We start from the raw sequence: 16,910 nt of genomic DNA, 5'->3' as shown, positions 1-16,910 counted from the left end.
CGATGGCTGTCGGCTCTGTACAGATCACCGGCACCGGCCAGCTCCTGGAGCTTCAGAGGCGGCTTCGGGCGGCTGGCCACGAGAACATCCGGGCGTCCATGCAGCGGCGGACCCGGCGGGCGGCCGAGCCGATGCGCAACGATCTACAGTCCGCGATCCGTGGGTTGCAGATCTCGTCACCGGGGCGGTCTGGGAGGGGTGGCGGCCCGTCGCCGACGACACGGCCTCTGCGCGTGACGATCGCCAACGCGATTCGGATCAGTGTCCGCGTATCCGGGAACCCGGGCGCACGGGTGTGGGTCGACAAGGGGCAGCTGCCGCCCGATCTGCGCAGGATGCCGCAGGTCATCAACGAAGGCCGGATCAGGCATCCCGTGTTCGGGAACCGCCGCCGGTGGGTGACGCAGACCGCGCCCCCGCTGTGGTGGGACAAGACCGTTCGTACTCACCGCTCGCGCATGGAGCGCGAGATGGCGCGCGTCCTGGACGACGTGCGCCGCCGACTCGACTAGGAGCAGCAGTGATCGTTTCGTACACCCATGAGGACGGCACCGTCGAGGAGGTCTCGACGGACGACCTGTCCGCCGTTGAGTCCGCCGCCGTCGAGTCGGTCACCGATCTGGAGTGGGACGACGTCGAGCGCGCGTTGAAGTCCCAGCGGCCCGGGGCGATGCGGGCCGTGCTGTGGGTCTTCCGCAAGCGGGCCCAGCCGCAGCTCCGGTTCAGTGCGTTCGATGTCCCCGCGTGGAAGCGCCGGTTGAAGGCGCGGCTGGAGCGTGAGGAGATCCTCGATCTCGTCGAGACGCTCCGCAAGGATGCGAGCACCGAGACCGAGGCCGGGTTCGAGGAGATGCTCGGGTACATGCGGGCCCTCGCCCATGACCCGGCTGACGTCGACTGGGCTGTGGCCGAGACGGGCCCAAAAGCCCTGGTGCCGGTGGCCGACCTGCCGTCGGAGGGATCCGCGGCAGCATCCTGACGTACCGGTGGCTGCTCGCGCACCACCTGCACTTCACCCCGCGGGACATCGATCAGTTGTCCCGTGAAGAGCTCGCCTCCGCGATTGCGTGGGTCACCCGCTACCAGGCCGACTTGGCTCGCACCGCCGGAGGTGAGTGATGGCGTCCACGACGATGACGTTCACGCTGGAGGGCCGTGACCGGCTGTCCCGTGTGCTCGACAACGCGGGGAACTCGGCGGCGAAGCTGGAGGCCAAGTTGGGCTTGGCGTCGGCGGCGATCCCTGCCGCGGCGGCGCTGGCCCCGCTGGTCGCGCAGACTGGCGCGGCTGCGGTCGCGGTGGCCGCTTTCGGTGCGGCAATCGTGCCGCAGGTGATGGCGTTGGGTGAGGCGTCGCAAGCGCAGAAGAAGTACGAGGACGCCGTCGCTGAGGGCGGGAAGGCGTCGGATGCTGCGGTCAAGGCCGAGCTTGCGTATCAGCGGCAGCTCGCGAAGCTGCCGGCCGCGACGCGTCAGGCGTCGGCTGCACTGTCGACGTTGAAGGATGGGTTCACGGACTGGTCTGATGCCCTGGCGAAGGACACCATGCCGGTGTTCACGAAGGGCCTGGCGGTGGCGGGCGGTCTGCTGCCGAAGCTGACGCCGATGGTGAAGGGCGCATCGGTCGAGCTGGACCGGTTCATGACCGTGCTCGGCGGTGGCATCTCAATGCCCGGATTCGACGCGGCCATGGGCAAGTTCAGCAACTTCGCCACCGGGTCGCTGAAGCGGGCCAACGATGGGCTGATCCACCTGACCCGCACCCTCGGTGACGGGCAGGTCGGCAGTGGCCTCGCCCAGTTCATGGACTACGCCCGCGCGCAGGGACCGCTCGTCGGCGAGACGTTCCGCAGCATCGCATCGGCGGTCCTGAACATTCTGACGGCTGCATCCGACGTGGGTGTCGGCGTGCTCCAGCTCGCCAACGCGTTCGCCAAAGTCGTGGCTGCGCTGCCGCCCGGGTTCATCACCACGATGTTCCAGGCTGCTGTGGCGATCCGTGCCATCAAGCTGGCGATCAGCGGTGTGCAGTTGGCGGCCGGTGCGTTCGTGCTGGTGCGTGCTCAGATCGTGGCGGCTGGGACGGCGGCGATCGGCGCGTCTGGGGCGATGGGCACTCTGCGGGCCGCGTTCCTGGGCATGTCCCGGTCGGCTCGTGTGGCGGTCGCTTCGACCGGTATCGGTCTACTGGTCCTCGGGTTGATCAAGCTGTCGTCGATCGGTAAGCAGGCGCCGCCGGATGTCGACCGGCTGACCACGTCGCTCGGGAATCTCGCCCGCACGGGCAAGGTCACCGGGGAGGTCGCGAAGGCGTTCGGTAAGGACCTTGGTGGTCTGGCCGACTCGCTCCGTATCCTGTCCCGGCCGTCGAACCTCGACAAGACTCAGCAGTTCCTGACGCAGCTGGTCGGCATGGACTCCACGCCGGTCAAGGAAGCGAAACAGGACCTGGAGGCGGTCGACAAGGCACTCGCGGACCTGGTCAAGGGCGGCAAGTCGGAGATCGCTCAGGCGGCATTCGACAAGCTGGCCGCGGGCATGAAGAAGAACGGCATGTCCGCGGGTGAGCTGCGCGAGAAGCTCGACGGCTACCGCAGCGCGCTGGCGGACCAGGCGTTCGAGCAGCAGCTCGCCGCCGCGAGCATGGGCCTGTTCGGGGCCCAGGCTCAGCAGGTGCAGGCGAAGCTCGACGCGCAGAAGGCATCCGCGGACGGGTTGAGGCAGAGCATCCAAGCGTTGAACGACACGAACCGCCAGGGCTTGGGCGGGATGATCGGGTTCGAGGCGGCGATCGATGCCGCGGCGAAGGCGGCCCGGGACAACGCCGGTGCGCTCAGCATGTCGGGCGGGCAGCTCAACCTCAACTCGGAGAAGGCCCGGAATGCGGCAGCCGCGCTCAACGACCTTGCGGCCAAGACCGACGAGGCGACCGCGTCGGCGCGGCAGTCCGGTGCGTCGTGGTCGACGGTCAACGGGATCTACGCGCGCGGCCGGGAGAAGCTGATCGCGTCCGCGCAGGCCATGGGCCTCACCCGGGACCAGGCCCGCCGTCTGGCGGACCAGATCCTGAAGACGCCGGACAAGACCGCGCGGCTGAAGGGCAACCTGGAAGACCTTCAGGCCAAGCTGTCGTCCGCGAAGGCTCAGCTGGCGAAGGTGCCGGACTCGCGCAAGGCGGCGATCCGGGCGCAGATCTCTGATCTTCAGGAGAAGGTCCGGCAGGCGAAGGCCGCCCTTGCCACGGTCCAGAGCAAGACCGTTTCTGTCATGGTCGACTACCGGTCCAGCCATAACCCCTCGTCGTTCGCCAAGTCGATCGGCGGGTACGCATCGGGTGGCCGGCCGACGCCGGGCGAGTGGGCATGGGTCGGCGAGAACGGGCCCGAGCTGGTCCAGTTCAAGGGCGGGGAGACCGTCTACAACCACCCCACGTCGATGGGCATGACTTCGCCGCTGGCTGCTGCTGGTCAGGATGCGGGCCGCGGTCTGTCTGCGGGCATGGTCGGCTCGGCGTCCGGTGTGGAGGCGTCGGCGCGGCGCATGGCAGCCGCGGTGACGGCCGGTGTGCGCGCGGAGCTGGAGATCGCGTCTCCGTCTCGGAAGATGAAGGCGCTCATGGCCGATGTCGGCAAGGGCATCATCATCGGTCTGACCGGCACCAAATCCAAGATCAGCGCGACGGCGAAAGACCTGGTCAAGGACATCTGGAAGGCGTGGGAAGGCACCAAGTCGACCAAGGACTCGAAGCTGGTCCAGATGGTCAACCGGGACACTGCCAAGCTCCAGAAGCTGGCCACGAAGCGGGACGTGCTCGCGCAGAAGATCGCGGGGGCGAAGAAGAACGCCGCGGACTGGACAGCCGGGGCACGCGAGGACGCTTCCCTGTCCGGCCTCGGTATCGAGGAGGGGAAGGTCACTGCTGGCACCATCCAGGCCGGGCTTGCCGAGAAGCTGGCGAAGATCAAGCAGTTCACCAACTACATCAAGATTCTCGGTCAGCGCGGGCTCGCGAAGTCCATGCTCAAGCAGATCCTCAACATGGGCCCGGAGCAGGGCTACGCCTACGCATCGGCACTGGCCGGGGCGTCGAATTCCACTCTGAAGTCCATCAACTCGCTCCAGTACTCGATCAACTCCACAACGGACAAGCTCGGCAAGACCGGCGCCGACGTCATGTACGACAGCGGCAAGCAGGCGGGGAAGGGGTTCCTGACCGGTCTGACCAGTCAGCAGAAGGCGATCGAAGACCAGATGGTCAAGATTGCCAAGGGGATGCAGAAGGCCATCAAGAAGGCCCTCGGTATCAAGAGCCCCAGCCGTGTGATGGCGGAGCTCGGCAGGTACTCCACCGAGGGCCTGGCCGTGGGCCTGACCGAGCGGATGCCGGTCCTCGACCGTGCGCTCGGTGCGGTCACGGACCGGGTCGCGTCCGCTCAGCCGGTCATCGGCCGGCCTGCGGTGGTCAGCGGACGCGGGGGCGCGCAGCCGGTGCAGATCCAAATCGATGTCCACGGAGCGATGGACCCGGTCGCGGTAGGACGCGAGATTCAGCGGGTCCTTCTCCAGCTGAAGCGGACGCAGGGGCTGAACGTCAACTTGGGGGTGGCCTGATGGGTGTGCTCGTCGAAATGGGATGGGGTGGCCTGGTGCAGTACCCGGCTACCATCACCTGGACGGACATCACGCAGCGGGTCGACGTGACGTCCGGGGTGACAATTACCCGCGGCGCGAGCGACGAGCTGTCCGAAACGCAGCCGGGCACGGCCACCCTGACCCTGGACAATCAGGACGGGGCGCTGACGCCCGGCAACCCATCGTCGCCGTACTACCCGTATGTGCGACGTAACGCCCCGATCCGGGTGAGCATCACAGCTCCGAATCCTCGCACCGGCTCGGCGCCGTGGCTGATGTCGCAGCTCTGCGACGACTTCGACGACGGCATAGTGGACCCGGCCCTGTGGCCAGGTTCCTACGGCGGTGTTTCCGAGTCCGATGGCCGGGCGCGCATTCCGTGCGTGCCCGATGTGCCGGCCGGGTACCTGTCCGCACGGCAGTGGCGGCTTGGCGGATCCCGACTGATCGTGAAGCCTGGACGGCTGCCGGCGGCGAACGGATCGACGGCTGCCACCCTGTCCGTGATGGCGAACGGAACGGCCGCAGGTACCCGGGTGGGATTCACTTACTCGCCTGTCGCCGGGACACTGAGCTGCGTATCCGAGGTCGGTGGCACGGACCCCACCCCAACTGTCCTGCCGTACAGCGGGATCGACCACCTGTGGTGGCGGCTGCGGATTCTGAGCGGCGCCCTCCGCTGGGAAACTTCGGGCGACGGCTACACGTGGACGATGAGGCGAAGCGTGCCTACCCCAGCGTGGGTGACCTCGCAGACCGCGACAGTGGAACTGCTGGCCACGCGTACTGGGGGGACCGCGGACACCGCAGAAATTGATCTCGTTGGTCACAACGTGTGGCCACGACTCTGGGGCGTCGTCAATGAGTGGCCGGTGCAGTGGGAGGGCCTGCTGTCTACGGTCACGATCAGCGCGACGGATCTTTTCAAACGGCTGAACCGGCTGCCTCCACTGATGAGCTGCCTGTCCGAGGAAATCAAGATTCTCGGGCCGCTGGCGTACTACCCCTTGACCGAGCCGACCGGAGCCACGTCAGCGGGCGACCTGTCCGGGACCACAGCGGGGCCGCTCACCGTCGCCCAGGTGGGGACGGGCGGCACCCTCGACTTTGGCACGGCCATGGGGCCGGCTGCAGCACCAGACTCTTTGCCGACGTTCGCGCCCGTGTCGGTGTCGGTGGGTAAGTACCTGACGGCAGACATGGGACCGGGGTATCAGGACTCGTCCACGGGCAACTGGAACATGATGGAGTGCTGGTTTTCGACCAGCACACCGGGTCGGGTGATCTTCGCTCTGGCCGGGGCTGCGGGCACCATGCAGATGGTGTGGTCCCTGAACGGGTCCGGGGCGCTTCAGGTCGAGACGATGATCGACGGGGCGAGCTGGCAGACCGCTGCGGTCTCGACGGGGAATCTGGCCGATGGGGTGCTGCACCACTTCGCCTACGACGAGTTCGCGGGGCTCGTATACATCGACGGGGTAGCCAAGACCACAGGCGCCGTGCAGTGGATGGCAGGCCTGCGGACGCTGACCGTGGGGGCGTATGCGGGGACTCGGCTGTGGTCGGGCTCCATCGGGCACATCATGCTCACCGCGACCCTGTACACGGGGATCGGGCCGCAGATGGCCGTCCACTACCAGGCCGGAACCAGCGCGTTCGCTGGGGAGGACGCTGACGCCCGGATCATCCGGCTCGCCAAATACGCGGGTATCAGCGCAGTGACGATTCTCGGGACCACGCATGATCCGATCGCCGGGCAGGGCGACGGCGGGTCGGGTGTGGTGGCACGGATGCGGGAGGTGGAGGCGGCCGAGTCCGGGCGCCTGTACGCCACACGTGACGGGTACGGGCTCGCCTATCAGTCGCGGGACCTGCGCTACAACCCCGACCCGTCCAGCGAGGTCTTCACGATCGCCTACGCCGACCTCGACACCCTCGGTGTGCAGCTCGCTGACGACGATCAGAAACTGTGCAACCAGGTCGAGGCGAGCAGGCCGGGCGGAGCGACGCAGAAGGTCCGCGCGGACAGCTCGGTTCTCGCTTACGGGCTGTATGGGCAACAGCTCGAAATCCTCAAGACCAGCGACAACTCGCTCGTTGACGCGGCTTCCTGGATCGTCTCCCGGTATGCCAACCCCGACCCTGAACTGCGTGAGGTGCCGGTGGAGGCATTCACGATGCCCAACTACTTGGCCATCCTCAACGCGGAAATCAGCAGCTTCTTCTCTGTCACTGATCTGCCCGGCCAGGCGCCGGCCTCGTCAATGCGGGTCACCGTCGAGGGCTACACCGAGACGATCCGCGAGCAGTCCCACGTCATCCAGTTCCGCACCAGCGCCTCGGCCCGCGACTCCGTCTGGGTCCTCGGCGACGCCACGTATGGAGTGCTGGGCTCCACCACCCGACTCGCTTACTAGGAGGCCGCATGGCCATGTCCGTCTTGCGCGCGGAAACGTTCTACCTGCCCCCCGCTGTCGAGCCCGTGGACGCGTGGGCCGACACTCCGGCCGCCGAGCTGGTGTTCCGATGGATGGAACACCGAATGCAGCGCCGCGTTCCGCTGCCGACCGCCGTGGTGGATGAGGCGTACTTCGCGCGGATCAACCAGAATCGGTGGCTGGCCGACTGCGTTTGTGGATCTGCGCAGGTGGTCAGCCCGGCCGACCCCCGGTATGGGTGCACTGAGTGCGGCTATGGGTGGTGCGGTCTGGTCTTCCCCGAGGATGTGGCGGCGGTTGAGTCGGAGATGCTGCTCCAGGCGAAGCCGTACCTGCGGAACTGGTGGCACCCGGATGACCCGGCGAACCCGGATCGGCCCGAACCCGACCCTCCTGTTGATCCGCCGGTGGTGACGCCGTGACGTTCGCTCCCCGAACCTGGGTGGTCGGCGAGGTTGTGTCAGCCGCCGTCATGAATCAGGAGATTCGCGACCAGATCAATTCGATGCTGGACACGTGGACGAGCTGGACTCCGATATGGACGGCGGCCACCACGAACCCAGCCCTCGGGAACGGCTCCATGACCGGCCGGTACATGAAGATCGGCCGTACCTGCCACGTCAACCTCGAACTGACCATGGGATCGACCACCACCTACGGCGCCGGTGTGTGGTCCTTCTCGCTGCCGTTCACCGCCGCATCCGCAGTCGGGTCACGAGTCGGCCTTGCTCACGCGCTGGGCGGATCGAACCGTGTCGCTGGCCAGCTCATAGTGGCCCCGGCCGCCGGCACGTTCACATGCTTCTTCCCTGCCAGCACCAGCGTGAGTTTCCTGTCCAATAGCGGGGCCACGAACCCCTTCACCTGGGCGGCCACTCATCAGCTCCGGGCTTCGTTCGCCTACGAGACCGCCGCCTGAACTACCCCGAACCGCATGCCCCGTGCCACCTGGCCGGGGCTTCTTCTATGTCTGGAGGCCCCATGGCCACACCCTTGTCCGCCACGGCCGTGCTCACTGCCCTCCTCGCGGAGGGCGTGCGCGTCGTCGAGGTCGGCAACTGGCGCACCCACAACCGCAACCAGAAAGGGCCCTGGGGCCCGCTCAACGGCAGCATCGTGCACCACACCGTGACCAAGGGCACCGCGTCCACGGTGGCCATGGTCCGCGACGGGTACGCGGACCTGCCCGGCCCGCTCTGCCACGGAATGATCGCGAAGGACGGCCGAGTCCACATGGTCGGCTGGGGACGCACGAACCACGCCGGGGGCGGTGATCCCAAGGTGCTGGACCAGGTCACCGCTGAGTCCTACGGCACCCGCCCGACTCCGCCGACCCGCGGCAACAGCAACGGTGTCGACGGCAACCGGCACTTCTACGGGTGGGAGTGTCAGAACCTCGGCGACGGCAAGGACCCGTGGCCGGCCGCCCAGTACGACGCGATCGTCCGCGTCCAGGCCGCCCTGTGCCGGGCTCACGGCTGGTCGGCGAAGTCCGTGATCGGCCACCGCGAGTGGTCGAGCGACAAGGTCGACCCCCGCGGCATCGATATGTCGCAGCTGCGGGCCGATGTGGCCGAGCGCCTCAAGCACCCCGCTGGCTGGTCGCCCGGCAAGACCACCCCCACTCCCACCCCGCCGAAGGAGACGCCCGTGTCCACGACGGACGACCGCGTGAAGGCCCTGCACTCCAATCTGTTGGCGATCGGAGAGATCGGCACCACCGCCAAGGGCACCCAGTCCGGCCGCGTCGAGCACGGCGCCGGCTACTACCTCGCCCACATCCTCGACGAAGTCCGCGCCCTGCGTGCCGACGTCGCCACCCTGAAGAAGGAGGCCTGACCATGCCAGAGTTCCCGTTGCCTTCGACGCAGACCGTCATCAAGGGCGCCAAGACCTACGCCCGCGACCTTGCCGAGCGGGTGCTGGCCACGTTCCTCCAGGCGTTCGTCGGCGGTCTCGTCCTCACCGCCCCGTTCGACCTCGCGATGTGGCAGGCCGCCGGGGTGGCCGGTGTGGCCGCCGCCGGGTCGCTACTGAAGGGCCTGCTCGCCCGGTGGCGTGACGTCACGAACTCGGCCAGCCTCGCCAAGGGCGTCTGAGCTGCCACGAGCGCACTGGAGGACCGTGTGGACGCTGCCATGCTGACCGCGCTGGGTGCACTACTGGCCTCGCCGGTAGCAGCGGCAGCGGCCATGTACGGCTCCCGGGGCGCATCGAGGGCGACCCGGGAGGGCGGAGCATTGACAGGCTTCAACAGTTTGACCGACCAGCTACAGGAGGAACGGAAAGAACTGCGCTCCGAGCTGGCCACACTGCGCAGTGACTTGGCGGCGGAGAAGGCGGAGACCGCGCGTCTGCGGCTGCTGGTCACCCAGTTGGGAGGCACGCCGTGACGCGGACAGAGCGTCTGTTCTACCGGCGCCGCCGAGGCCTCTGGATAGTGGCCGCGCTGTTGTTCCTCGGGGGCGGCCTCGCCATCGCGTTCCTGCAGATCGACAAGGCCGAGGCGCGCGCGGACCAGCTGGCTGTGGAGGCGGACCGGCGCGGCGGCGCGGTCACCACGCTGGCCACGGATGTGCGGAAGCTCCGCTCGCAGATCCAGGCGAAGGGCGAGACGCCAGCCGCGCCGGACCCTGGGGACGCGGTTGCCGATCTGCCTGCCCGTGCCGAGGTGCCCGTACCGATCCCTGGCCCGCCGGGACCGTCCGGCGCGAAGGGCGACCGCGGCCCGGCAGGACCGGCTGCTACTCCGGTGCCCGGCCCGTCCGGTGCGACTGGCCAGGCTGGTGCTGACTCCACTGTCCCGGGGCCGGCCGGGCCTGCGGGCCCGCCGGGTCCTGCGGGGAAGGACGGCACGAATGGGAAGGACGGCACGAACGGCCGCGACGGCGCCGACGGCCAGACCTGCCCGGACGGCTACAGTCTCCAGGTGCCGCCGGATGATCCGGATGCCCTGGTGTGCCGCCGTACCGGCGCCGCCACTCCGACGCCGGACCAGTCCCGCAGCCTCCTCGGCCTCGGCGCTCTGGCGGCAACCTCGATGTACAGGAGACTTGATGGCTGAATTTCCGCCGCGGCAGGTACAGCGGCGCCTGGACGACACCGCTGCCGGGTCGCCACCGAAACCGCAGTACGCCGGGCTGTTCCTTGAACCCGACATCCCGCCCCTCGACGAGCCCGAGTGAGCAAGCTGATGCCCCCGCCGCCCATCACGGGTGGCGGGGGCATTCTGGCGCTATGCGCGCTTCGGCATCGCCCGCAGACGTGAATCCGAGCCGCGGGAAGGCGACCTACCTCGAACAGTGCATCTCCCATAGCTTGCTGAGATGGAGTGGACAACGCTGGCGGCCACATTTCTCGGTGCGACCATCGCCATGGGATCTACGGTCCTCGTGGAGGCACGCAGAGATCGACGCGAGACGCTCGGCGAGTGGAGGCGTAGCAAGCGCGAGTTATATGGCGCCTACCTGGCGACGCTCGCGCAGGTTCGCAGCGATCTGCAGCTCATCATTCTTGACCGCTCTCTCCCGGAGGCTGAGCGCATCGTCGTAGCGCACCAGACGTTTGCCAGGTGCTACGAACTGCGCTATCAGCTTGAGGTCTTTGCGCCCCGCGCAGTCGTTGAGCCGGCACTCACGTACTTCCGGAGCGTGCGCAAGCTGAGAGACGCGACTGGCACAGGTATGGAGAACGGTGACGAGGAGTGCGAACGCGTCTTCCCAGCGGTGATGGATGCCTTGGCGGACGTCCGAACCGCCATGCGTCTAGATATGGGTACGGACACGCTCGCGACCGACTGATCGGGGGATCGCCACCTCGCCAGAGGAAGGATTCCCAGCCGAACCCTGCCGCACCACTCGCAGGTGGTAGGAGCTGTTCATCAATCGGTCGGGATGTGAACCTGAGCGCTGACGCGCCGAACGCCCGTATCTGGACGCTCGATTGTTCAGCAACTCGTTCATCTACCTGGTACCGTTCAGATAGGTATCGGAAGCGTTTGATGAACAAAGGGGAGTCCAGTGGCCTTAGTTGGCCTCGTCCGAGTCAGCACCGACAAGCAGAACACTCAGCGGCAGCACGACGCGCTGGATGCGATCTGCATCAAGGTCTTCGAAGAGAAGATCAGCGGCAAGCTCAGCACTGAAGAGCGGCCCGTGCTCATGGCCGCAGTCGAGTACGTGCGCGAGGGCGACATGCTCTGCGTGCAGGAGGTCGACCGGCTCGGCCGCAACCTCCTGGAGGGCCTGATCGTCCTCAACGACCTTTTCGAGCGCGGCATCGCCGTCAAGGTGCTCGAAGGCATTGCCGCCGGCGAGCACACGGAGCGCTCCCTCATCCTCGACCTTGCCCTGGCTCTCGCCGAGGATCGCCGCCGGGACATCGTCAAGAAGACGAAGAACGGTCTGGAGGCCGCCCGTAAGCGCGGTCGAGTTGGAGGGCGCAAGCCTGTCATGACGGAGACGCTGACTGTTCAGGCTGCGGCTCTTCGTGATCGAGGATTCACCATCAGGCAGATCCAGCCGCACCTTCGGATCGCCGAAGGTGCGAACAAGGGGAAGAATCCCAGCGTCGGCGCAATCTCCCAAGCCCTCCAAGCCTTCGACGCTGAGCGCAGCACGGCCACTGAGCGCGCAGTGGACGCATAGGGCGACCAAGGCCCAGAACCCACCTTGGAGTCAGACTGCGGCGGCCTCGCTGGCCGCCGCTTCTAGGGTCCGCGCGGCCGACCCGAGCGAGGCAAACGCTTCTCCGAGCTGGAAGCTCACGTTGGGCGTCAGCCCGTCCAGTCCGGCGAGGGCATCGCGTAGACGCTGCTGGAGTGCCTCAGTATCGGCAGCGAGGGTGCGCAGGTGACTGGCGGAAGCCTCGGGCATGGCTGGCTCTTCCCGGAGTACAGCGGATGGGAGACCAGGTTACGACCCCGGCGCCGCCCAGAGTTCCGAAACAGGCACTTCACGCCGCTTCGTACTGGTGGGCGCGCCCGCCGCGCCATTCGATCCAGTGAGGGTCGTCGAGGAGGTCCCAGGCATCTTCAAGGCCGGACCGTCTCAGGAACTCGACGAGGTCATGATCATTGTGGGCGAGCCCGGCAATCACGCCACCGATCACTACTCGGCGGCCGCCGGTCGGTGAGGGGTGGTGGACGACTATCGGGGCGCTCATCTCTCCAGGGTGTGACGAGGTGCCGCTCACAGCACCCCGAGTTCGGTGTCGGGCCGGCAGTGCGCGCAGGGTCGGATTCCCTCGGCGAGCGCGGCGAGGGCTTGCTCGCGGCTGATGGCCCGGTGGTGTTTCCCGATGGCGTAGCAGTGCCCGGCGTGGACCTCGATGGGCCGGGCACCGAGCCCGATGCTGAGCTCCATCACCCAGTCCGGCGTCGGCGGCCGCCGCTCCTCGCCCCGCTTCTGCTCAGCCTCGCGGCGCTCTTCATCGGCGATCCAGCGGTCGATCTGCTCGACCTGCTGGACGGCGATGCGGCGGGCGAAGCGCAGCATGACCAGGCGCGACGGACTATCGGACATAAGTTCGATTCTAGTTCCTGCAGAGTCTGCCGCGAGCTTCGCTTACCCCTGCCACACTGGCCGTGGCCCCGCTGTCACCCCGTCGGCGGGGCCACCTGCTGCCCAGCCCCGTTGTCATACCGGCCCAGTACCGCGGACTCATCCCATTCGCGCCTATGGCTGGGCGCAGCTACGAGACCGCCCCTCACCCGGAACAGCGCCCGGGGGAGGGGCGGACGCGCATCAGCCCTCGTCGGGTGAGGGCTCCGGATGGAGGACGGCCTTCTTCACAGCCATCTCCAGCTCGAACCGGGAAACGCCAGTCGCTTCGGCGTGCGCGGTCACCGCGGCCTGGAACTTCGCCGCCGCCTCACGCCAGGCCGCCCACCCCTCCGCCGTGTACGGCTTGGCGAGGGCCTTGCGCTGCTCTTCAACGGCGGAACGTTCCAGCATGATCAGATCTTCAGGGATATCGATTGCCACGGCCGGATCGTAAGCGGCGGCACTGACAATCGAACGGAGCCGCGCAGGTCAGGCCGCTGCGACGACATCCGCCCGGACCGCGGCTTCCCACTCCACCAGCAGCCGCTGATACTCCGCCTCACCCTCCGCCGACAGCGGGCCAGCCGCCCACAGTGCACGGATGTCCGCGTTCACCGAGGCAGGGGAGCGAACAGGCGTGATCGACATGAGAACAGGCTATGAGGTGGGACTGACAATGGCCCCGACCGCGTCCAGGGCCAGGTGCCACGGGAAGCCCTCGGGGCGCCGCTCGCCCGGCTGGTTCGGCACGAATCCGCCGGGTCCGTACAGCACCGTCACCCCGGAGCCGCGGAGAGTCTCCACTGACTGGTCGAACTGCGGATGCTGCACGTAGGCCGCGTTTACGCACGGCATCGCCACGGTCGGGATCCGCTTCCCAATCCCCTCGGCGACCACCCCGACGACGAATGACGACGTCAGTCCGAGTGCCCAGGCGTTAACCGTATTGAAGGTGGCCGGCGCGAGCAGGATCGCGTCCGCCGCCGGCCACACATCCGGCTCCCCGGGCAGCTTGTACTCGGAGCGCACAGGATGACCGGTCAACGCCTCCAGCTCGTGTAGCTGCGGTCCCAGCCACTTCGCAGCCGTCGGCGTGAGCCCTAGGCAGACGTCCCAACCGCGATCCTGGGCCTCCTCAATCACCTTGCCCGCTTCGAAGACCGGCGGGGCAGCAGAACCGAACAAGTACAGGACACGAGACGTCATGCGCCCATCCCACCCGTCGGGGCCCGGACATGCAACCGCCCCCGAACCGGGTGGAATCGGGGGCGATGCGGGATCCAGCGCGCGGACGCGCGGGTACCGTTCCGGATGACGAGTCAGGAACGGAGACCAGTATGCCCAGACTGGACGACGACCACACAGGCGCCCGGATCAAAGAGCAACGGAAACTCGCCAGGCTGACACAGCGACAGCTGGCCGCCCGGATCCCGTACTCGTACAGCCTCCTCAACCAGGTCGAGTGCGGCGCCAAGCCCGCCAACCTCGACTTCGTCGCGGCTGTGGCCCAGGCCTTGCGGATCGACGTCACCGTGCTGACGGGACAGCCCTACGTGACCGAACTGCAGCAGGACCGCCTCGCCGAACTCGTGCGTCCCATCCGGGAAGCGCTCGACCTGTACGACCTGGGGGCCGACGACGCCATCCCGGACCGGCCAGCAGAGCAGCTGATCGCAAGCGCTGAAGAGCTCTGCGCCCAGGTCAGAGCCACGCATCTGCGGAACGCGGCCCGCCTGCTGCCCGCCACCATCGCGGAACTCACCACCGCGGCCTGGCGGGCACAGTCGACGGAACTGTGGCAGGCCCTTGCCTCGACGTACCGCACTGCCCACGACATCTCGGTGAAGCTCGGCTACTACGACCTATCCAGTGTCGCCCTCGACCGCATGGACTGGGCAGCCCATCGCGCCTCCGACCCCTGCCTGGCTGCCATCCGGCAGTACATGCGCGCCCTGGTCTATTTCCGGGAAGGTGAGTACACAATCGGGCAGCGCCTCGTCGCCGCCGGCCACAGCATCGTCGGTGCAGCCGAGCAGACCCGGGAAGCAGTGGCCGTCACCGGGCAACTCCACCTCGGAGCGTCCGTCATCGCCGCCCGCGCCGACCAGCAGACCATGGTCGACACCCACATCGCCGAAGCCCACGACTGTGCAGAGCGGACCGGGGATGCCTCCGAAGTCCACTGGCTCAGCTTCGGCCCGACGAACGTCGCGCTCCACAAGATGTCGGCTGCGGTCGAGATGCGCCAGTACGACGAAGCCCTCACCCAGGCCCGGCAGATCACCCTGCCGACGGCGCTGGCCACATCGCGGCGCGCCCATTTCCTCATCGACAAGGCGCGCTCAGAAATGGAGACCGGCCGGACCGAGGCCGCACTGAGCAGCATCGTCGACGCCCGGCACGCCGCTCCGGAGCAGACCCGGTACCACCCGGGAGCCCGCGAGACCATCAAGGGCCTGGTGCACATCTCGCGCCGCACCCCGGACACCCTCGGATACATGGCCGCCTGGATCGGCCTGTAGCCGCGCTCACGGCCTGACCTGCCAACGCTCACGAATCTGTGAGCGTTGCGCCCCTTCGCGCACGTCACGCTGGTCTCGTACCTGATCAGCGACGAGCCAAGGACGCCATGACCGTGAGGGACTTACCGCCAGTCAGTGACCTGACGGAGCAGCAGCAGCGCGGATGGTCCTGCGTCTGGTGCAGGACTGCTCTCACCGTCGGTGAAGATCGGGACCTCGGCGAGAAGCGGGCCCGACCCGAGGGGGGCGCCGCGTACTCCTGGTTCCCGCGGGCCTGCTCGGACACCGCCGCCTGCGCCGTCCGGGAAGCAGAGCAGGCGCCGTGACGGCCTTAGCCGACGGCCCAGCCTCCCGGCCGCTCCCCGACCCGAAGACGCTGACGTGGGACCAGTCCGCCGGCCGCGCCTGCATCTGGTGCAAGAAGCCCCTCACTGTCGGCGCCGTGAGCGCCGGCGTCATCCAAGACCGGCTGGGCGCCCACGTCCTTGACATCGAGGCATGGGCCGGGCCCTGCTGCCAGAGTGATAAACCGAACGTGCGTTCGTAGGAACGTCCACTGTCGTTTCATGCATATGCCTGCCACGCTGGATGGCCCGGCTGAAATGCCCTGGATTCAGTGGCTGCGAAGCCGGATGAGCCATCGATCCATCGGGAGAATCAGATCAGCAGTTTCGAGTGGAGCCCCGACGTCGTCGATGCGAGTGCGCACCAGGCGGAACGCCATGGTGTCCACCAGCAGGCCAAGCGCGTGAGCTTGCTCGCCCCCCAACGAAATCGTTCCGACCTCGACGATGCAACCGGCGTGGGTTCGACGCCGACCGTGCCACCACGAAGACACGATCATCGCGGAATGGCCGCCGGGGTCGAGGCACTCGATGGTCTCGTGGTGCAGCATTACGCCCGGCCGCACGCCGAGGCGGTCCGCGAGTTCCTCGGTGGCGGGCCGCGGCCTGGTGTCCGTGGTCTCGCTGCTGAAGGGCCAGTCCGCGTCCGCGTCCGTCAGGGTGCGCATGGCAGGAGGATGCGCCACGGTGACGCGCTTCCGCTCCTCGCCGTCAAGAACTCCGGTGCGCCTCAGCAGTGCGTAGGAGAGCCGCATTGTCTGCGGGTGCACGCCGTACTCGGTGGCCATGTCGGTGCGCGAGGGCAGTGGATCCCCGGTCGCCCATTCCCCGGCCTGGATGCGGCGGCGAATGTCGGCGGCGATGCGCCGATGCGCCGCTTCGACTGGCATCCGGACCCCTGGCGTCGATCATGACGTGAGGTCCTGAACCTACGAAGGTGCCCGGTCGCTGGATATATCCAGCGGGCCTTGGGAGTCTGAACTATGCCAAAGGCATTTGAAAACTAAAGAACTCGACTGCGGAGCTCAGGATTCCGTCGGTCGAGGGGGCCGCCCCGTCAGCTGCAGTACCCCCTGTGGCAACTGGCGGGGGGCCTCCCCCTTTACCCGTCGTGGCGCGCCGGGTATCCACCTGGACGAGTGAACCGTAAACCGTGATCGGTGTACGAGGCATTCGTTGACCAAATTGCCGGGGCCGGACCGCCTCAGTCGCCTCCAAGGGCATAGCGGTCCGGCCCCGGTTCTTTGCATCGGGGCCGGGTGGGCAATCTGGGAAACCAGTGGGAGATGATCATGGTCAACCATGGGCACCAGTGGCCGCTCATGCCCACCAGCAGACTGCCTTAGCCCCTGTTGAAGCCTTGATTCTTAGCCAATCTGCAGGATGCAGAGCTGACCGGTTCAACAACGGGGAGTTCTCGAAGAACTTCGAC

At 67.5% G+C, this 16,910-nt stretch carries 21 protein-coding genes; 14 read left to right on the top strand and 7 right to left on the bottom strand.

Annotated features, from left to right (window positions below; genetic code table 11):
• Positions 1-233 precede the first annotated feature (233 nt).
• The 13 genes from ACFVX4_RS33150 (at position 234) to ACFVX4_RS33090 (ending at position 11,715) form a co-directional block, all read left to right on the top strand.
• Positions 234-512 carry a hypothetical protein gene (locus ACFVX4_RS33150; protein WP_389984559.1) on the top strand — a complete coding sequence of 93 codons (279 nt, stop codon included), beginning with the start codon at positions 234-236 and terminating at the stop codon, positions 510-512.
• 8 nt (positions 513-520) lie between these two features.
• Positions 521-979 (top strand): hypothetical protein, encoded by a 459-nt coding sequence (locus tag ACFVX4_RS33145; RefSeq protein WP_389984556.1) that lies wholly within the window; start codon positions 521-523, stop codon positions 977-979.
• A 139-nt stretch (positions 980-1,118) separates the two neighbouring features.
• Complete coding sequence (locus ACFVX4_RS33140; protein ID WP_389984553.1) at positions 1,119-4,610, top strand: hypothetical protein; 3,492 nt, start codon at positions 1,119-1,121, stop codon at positions 4,608-4,610.
• A complete protein-coding gene (locus ACFVX4_RS33135) occupies positions 4,610-7,048 on the top strand; it encodes a hypothetical protein (RefSeq protein ID WP_389984550.1) in 2,439 nt (812 codons plus the stop codon). The genes ACFVX4_RS33140 and ACFVX4_RS33135 overlap by 1 nt, the downstream gene beginning before the upstream one ends.
• 8 nt (positions 7,049-7,056) lie before the next feature.
• The gene (locus ACFVX4_RS33130; protein WP_389984548.1) at positions 7,057-7,491 is read left to right on the top strand and encodes a hypothetical protein; all 435 of its coding nucleotides are present in this window, start codon (positions 7,057-7,059) and stop codon (positions 7,489-7,491) included.
• Complete coding sequence (locus ACFVX4_RS33125) at positions 7,488-7,988, top strand: hypothetical protein (RefSeq protein ID WP_389984545.1); 501 nt, start codon at positions 7,488-7,490, stop codon at positions 7,986-7,988. The genes ACFVX4_RS33130 and ACFVX4_RS33125 overlap by 4 nt, the downstream gene beginning before the upstream one ends.
• A 62-nt stretch (positions 7,989-8,050) precedes the next feature.
• Positions 8,051-8,908 (top strand): N-acetylmuramoyl-L-alanine amidase, encoded by an 858-nt coding sequence (locus tag ACFVX4_RS33120; RefSeq protein ID WP_389984542.1) that lies wholly within the window; start codon positions 8,051-8,053, stop codon positions 8,906-8,908.
• Positions 8,909-8,910: 2 nt separating this feature from the next.
• Positions 8,911-9,168, top strand: a complete 258-nt coding sequence (locus ACFVX4_RS33115) for a hypothetical protein (RefSeq protein WP_389984539.1) — start codon at positions 8,911-8,913, stop codon at positions 9,166-9,168.
• 159 nt (positions 9,169-9,327) lie between these two features.
• Positions 9,328-9,462: a hypothetical protein gene (locus ACFVX4_RS33110; protein WP_361644857.1), complete on the top strand. Its 135-nt coding sequence runs from the start codon at positions 9,328-9,330 to the stop codon at positions 9,460-9,462.
• Positions 9,459-10,133, top strand: coding sequence for a collagen-like protein (locus ACFVX4_RS33105; RefSeq protein WP_389984536.1), 675 nt, complete (start codon positions 9,459-9,461; stop codon positions 10,131-10,133). The genes ACFVX4_RS33110 and ACFVX4_RS33105 overlap by 4 nt, the downstream gene beginning before the upstream one ends.
• On the top strand, positions 10,126-10,254 hold the full coding sequence (locus tag ACFVX4_RS33100; protein ID WP_389984533.1) for a hypothetical protein: 129 nt from the start codon (positions 10,126-10,128) through the stop codon (positions 10,252-10,254). The genes ACFVX4_RS33105 and ACFVX4_RS33100 overlap by 8 nt, the downstream gene beginning before the upstream one ends.
• Positions 10,255-10,395: 141 nt before the next feature.
• A complete protein-coding gene (locus ACFVX4_RS33095) occupies positions 10,396-10,869 on the top strand; it encodes a hypothetical protein (protein WP_389984530.1) in 474 nt (157 codons plus the stop codon).
• Positions 10,870-11,088: 219 nt separating this feature from the next.
• Positions 11,089-11,715, top strand: a complete 627-nt coding sequence (locus tag ACFVX4_RS33090) for a recombinase family protein (protein WP_389984528.1) — start codon at positions 11,089-11,091, stop codon at positions 11,713-11,715.
• A gap of 30 nt (positions 11,716-11,745) precedes the next feature.
• On the opposite strand, the gene ACFVX4_RS33085 is transcribed toward ACFVX4_RS33090, so the two are convergent.
• The 6 genes from ACFVX4_RS33085 to ACFVX4_RS33060 all read right to left on the bottom strand — a co-directional run bounded on the left by ACFVX4_RS33085 (position 11,746) and on the right by ACFVX4_RS33060 (position 13,818).
• Positions 11,746-11,943, bottom strand: coding sequence for a hypothetical protein (locus tag ACFVX4_RS33085; RefSeq protein ID WP_385618477.1), 198 nt, complete (start codon positions 11,941-11,943; stop codon positions 11,746-11,748).
• Between the two features lie 79 nt (positions 11,944-12,022).
• Positions 12,023-12,232 (bottom strand): hypothetical protein, encoded by a 210-nt coding sequence (locus tag ACFVX4_RS33080; protein ID WP_389984525.1) that lies wholly within the window; start codon positions 12,230-12,232, stop codon positions 12,023-12,025.
• Between the two features lie 26 nt (positions 12,233-12,258).
• Positions 12,259-12,591, bottom strand: a complete 333-nt coding sequence (locus ACFVX4_RS33075) for a DUF6233 domain-containing protein (protein WP_389984522.1) — start codon at positions 12,589-12,591, stop codon at positions 12,259-12,261.
• Between the two features lie 222 nt (positions 12,592-12,813).
• Positions 12,814-13,053: a hypothetical protein gene (locus ACFVX4_RS33070; protein WP_389984519.1), complete on the bottom strand. Its 240-nt coding sequence runs from the start codon at positions 13,051-13,053 to the stop codon at positions 12,814-12,816.
• 48 nt (positions 13,054-13,101) lie between these two features.
• Complete coding sequence (locus tag ACFVX4_RS33065; protein ID WP_389984516.1) at positions 13,102-13,260, bottom strand: hypothetical protein; 159 nt, start codon at positions 13,258-13,260, stop codon at positions 13,102-13,104.
• 9 nt (positions 13,261-13,269) lie between these two features.
• Positions 13,270-13,818: a flavoprotein gene (locus tag ACFVX4_RS33060; RefSeq protein WP_389984513.1), complete on the bottom strand. Its 549-nt coding sequence runs from the start codon at positions 13,816-13,818 to the stop codon at positions 13,270-13,272.
• A gap of 131 nt (positions 13,819-13,949) precedes the next feature.
• On the opposite strand from ACFVX4_RS33060, the gene ACFVX4_RS33055 reads away from it, so the two are divergent.
• Positions 13,950-15,134 carry a helix-turn-helix domain-containing protein gene (locus ACFVX4_RS33055; RefSeq protein ID WP_389984510.1) on the top strand — a complete coding sequence of 395 codons (1,185 nt, stop codon included), beginning with the start codon at positions 13,950-13,952 and terminating at the stop codon, positions 15,132-15,134.
• Between the two features lie 613 nt (positions 15,135-15,747).
• Here the strand turns inward: ACFVX4_RS33055 and ACFVX4_RS33050 are convergent.
• Complete coding sequence (locus tag ACFVX4_RS33050) at positions 15,748-16,368, bottom strand: GntR family transcriptional regulator (RefSeq protein WP_389984507.1); 621 nt, start codon at positions 16,366-16,368, stop codon at positions 15,748-15,750.
• Positions 16,369-16,910: the final 542 nt, after the last annotated feature.

Origin of the sequence: Streptomyces sp. NPDC058240, from assembly GCF_042882135.1 — a bacterium.
GTDB lineage: Bacteria > Actinomycetota > Actinomycetes > Streptomycetales > Streptomycetaceae > Streptomyces.
Note: the sequence above shows the minus strand (reverse complement) of the source record. Positions and strands in the feature narration are given on the sequence as shown.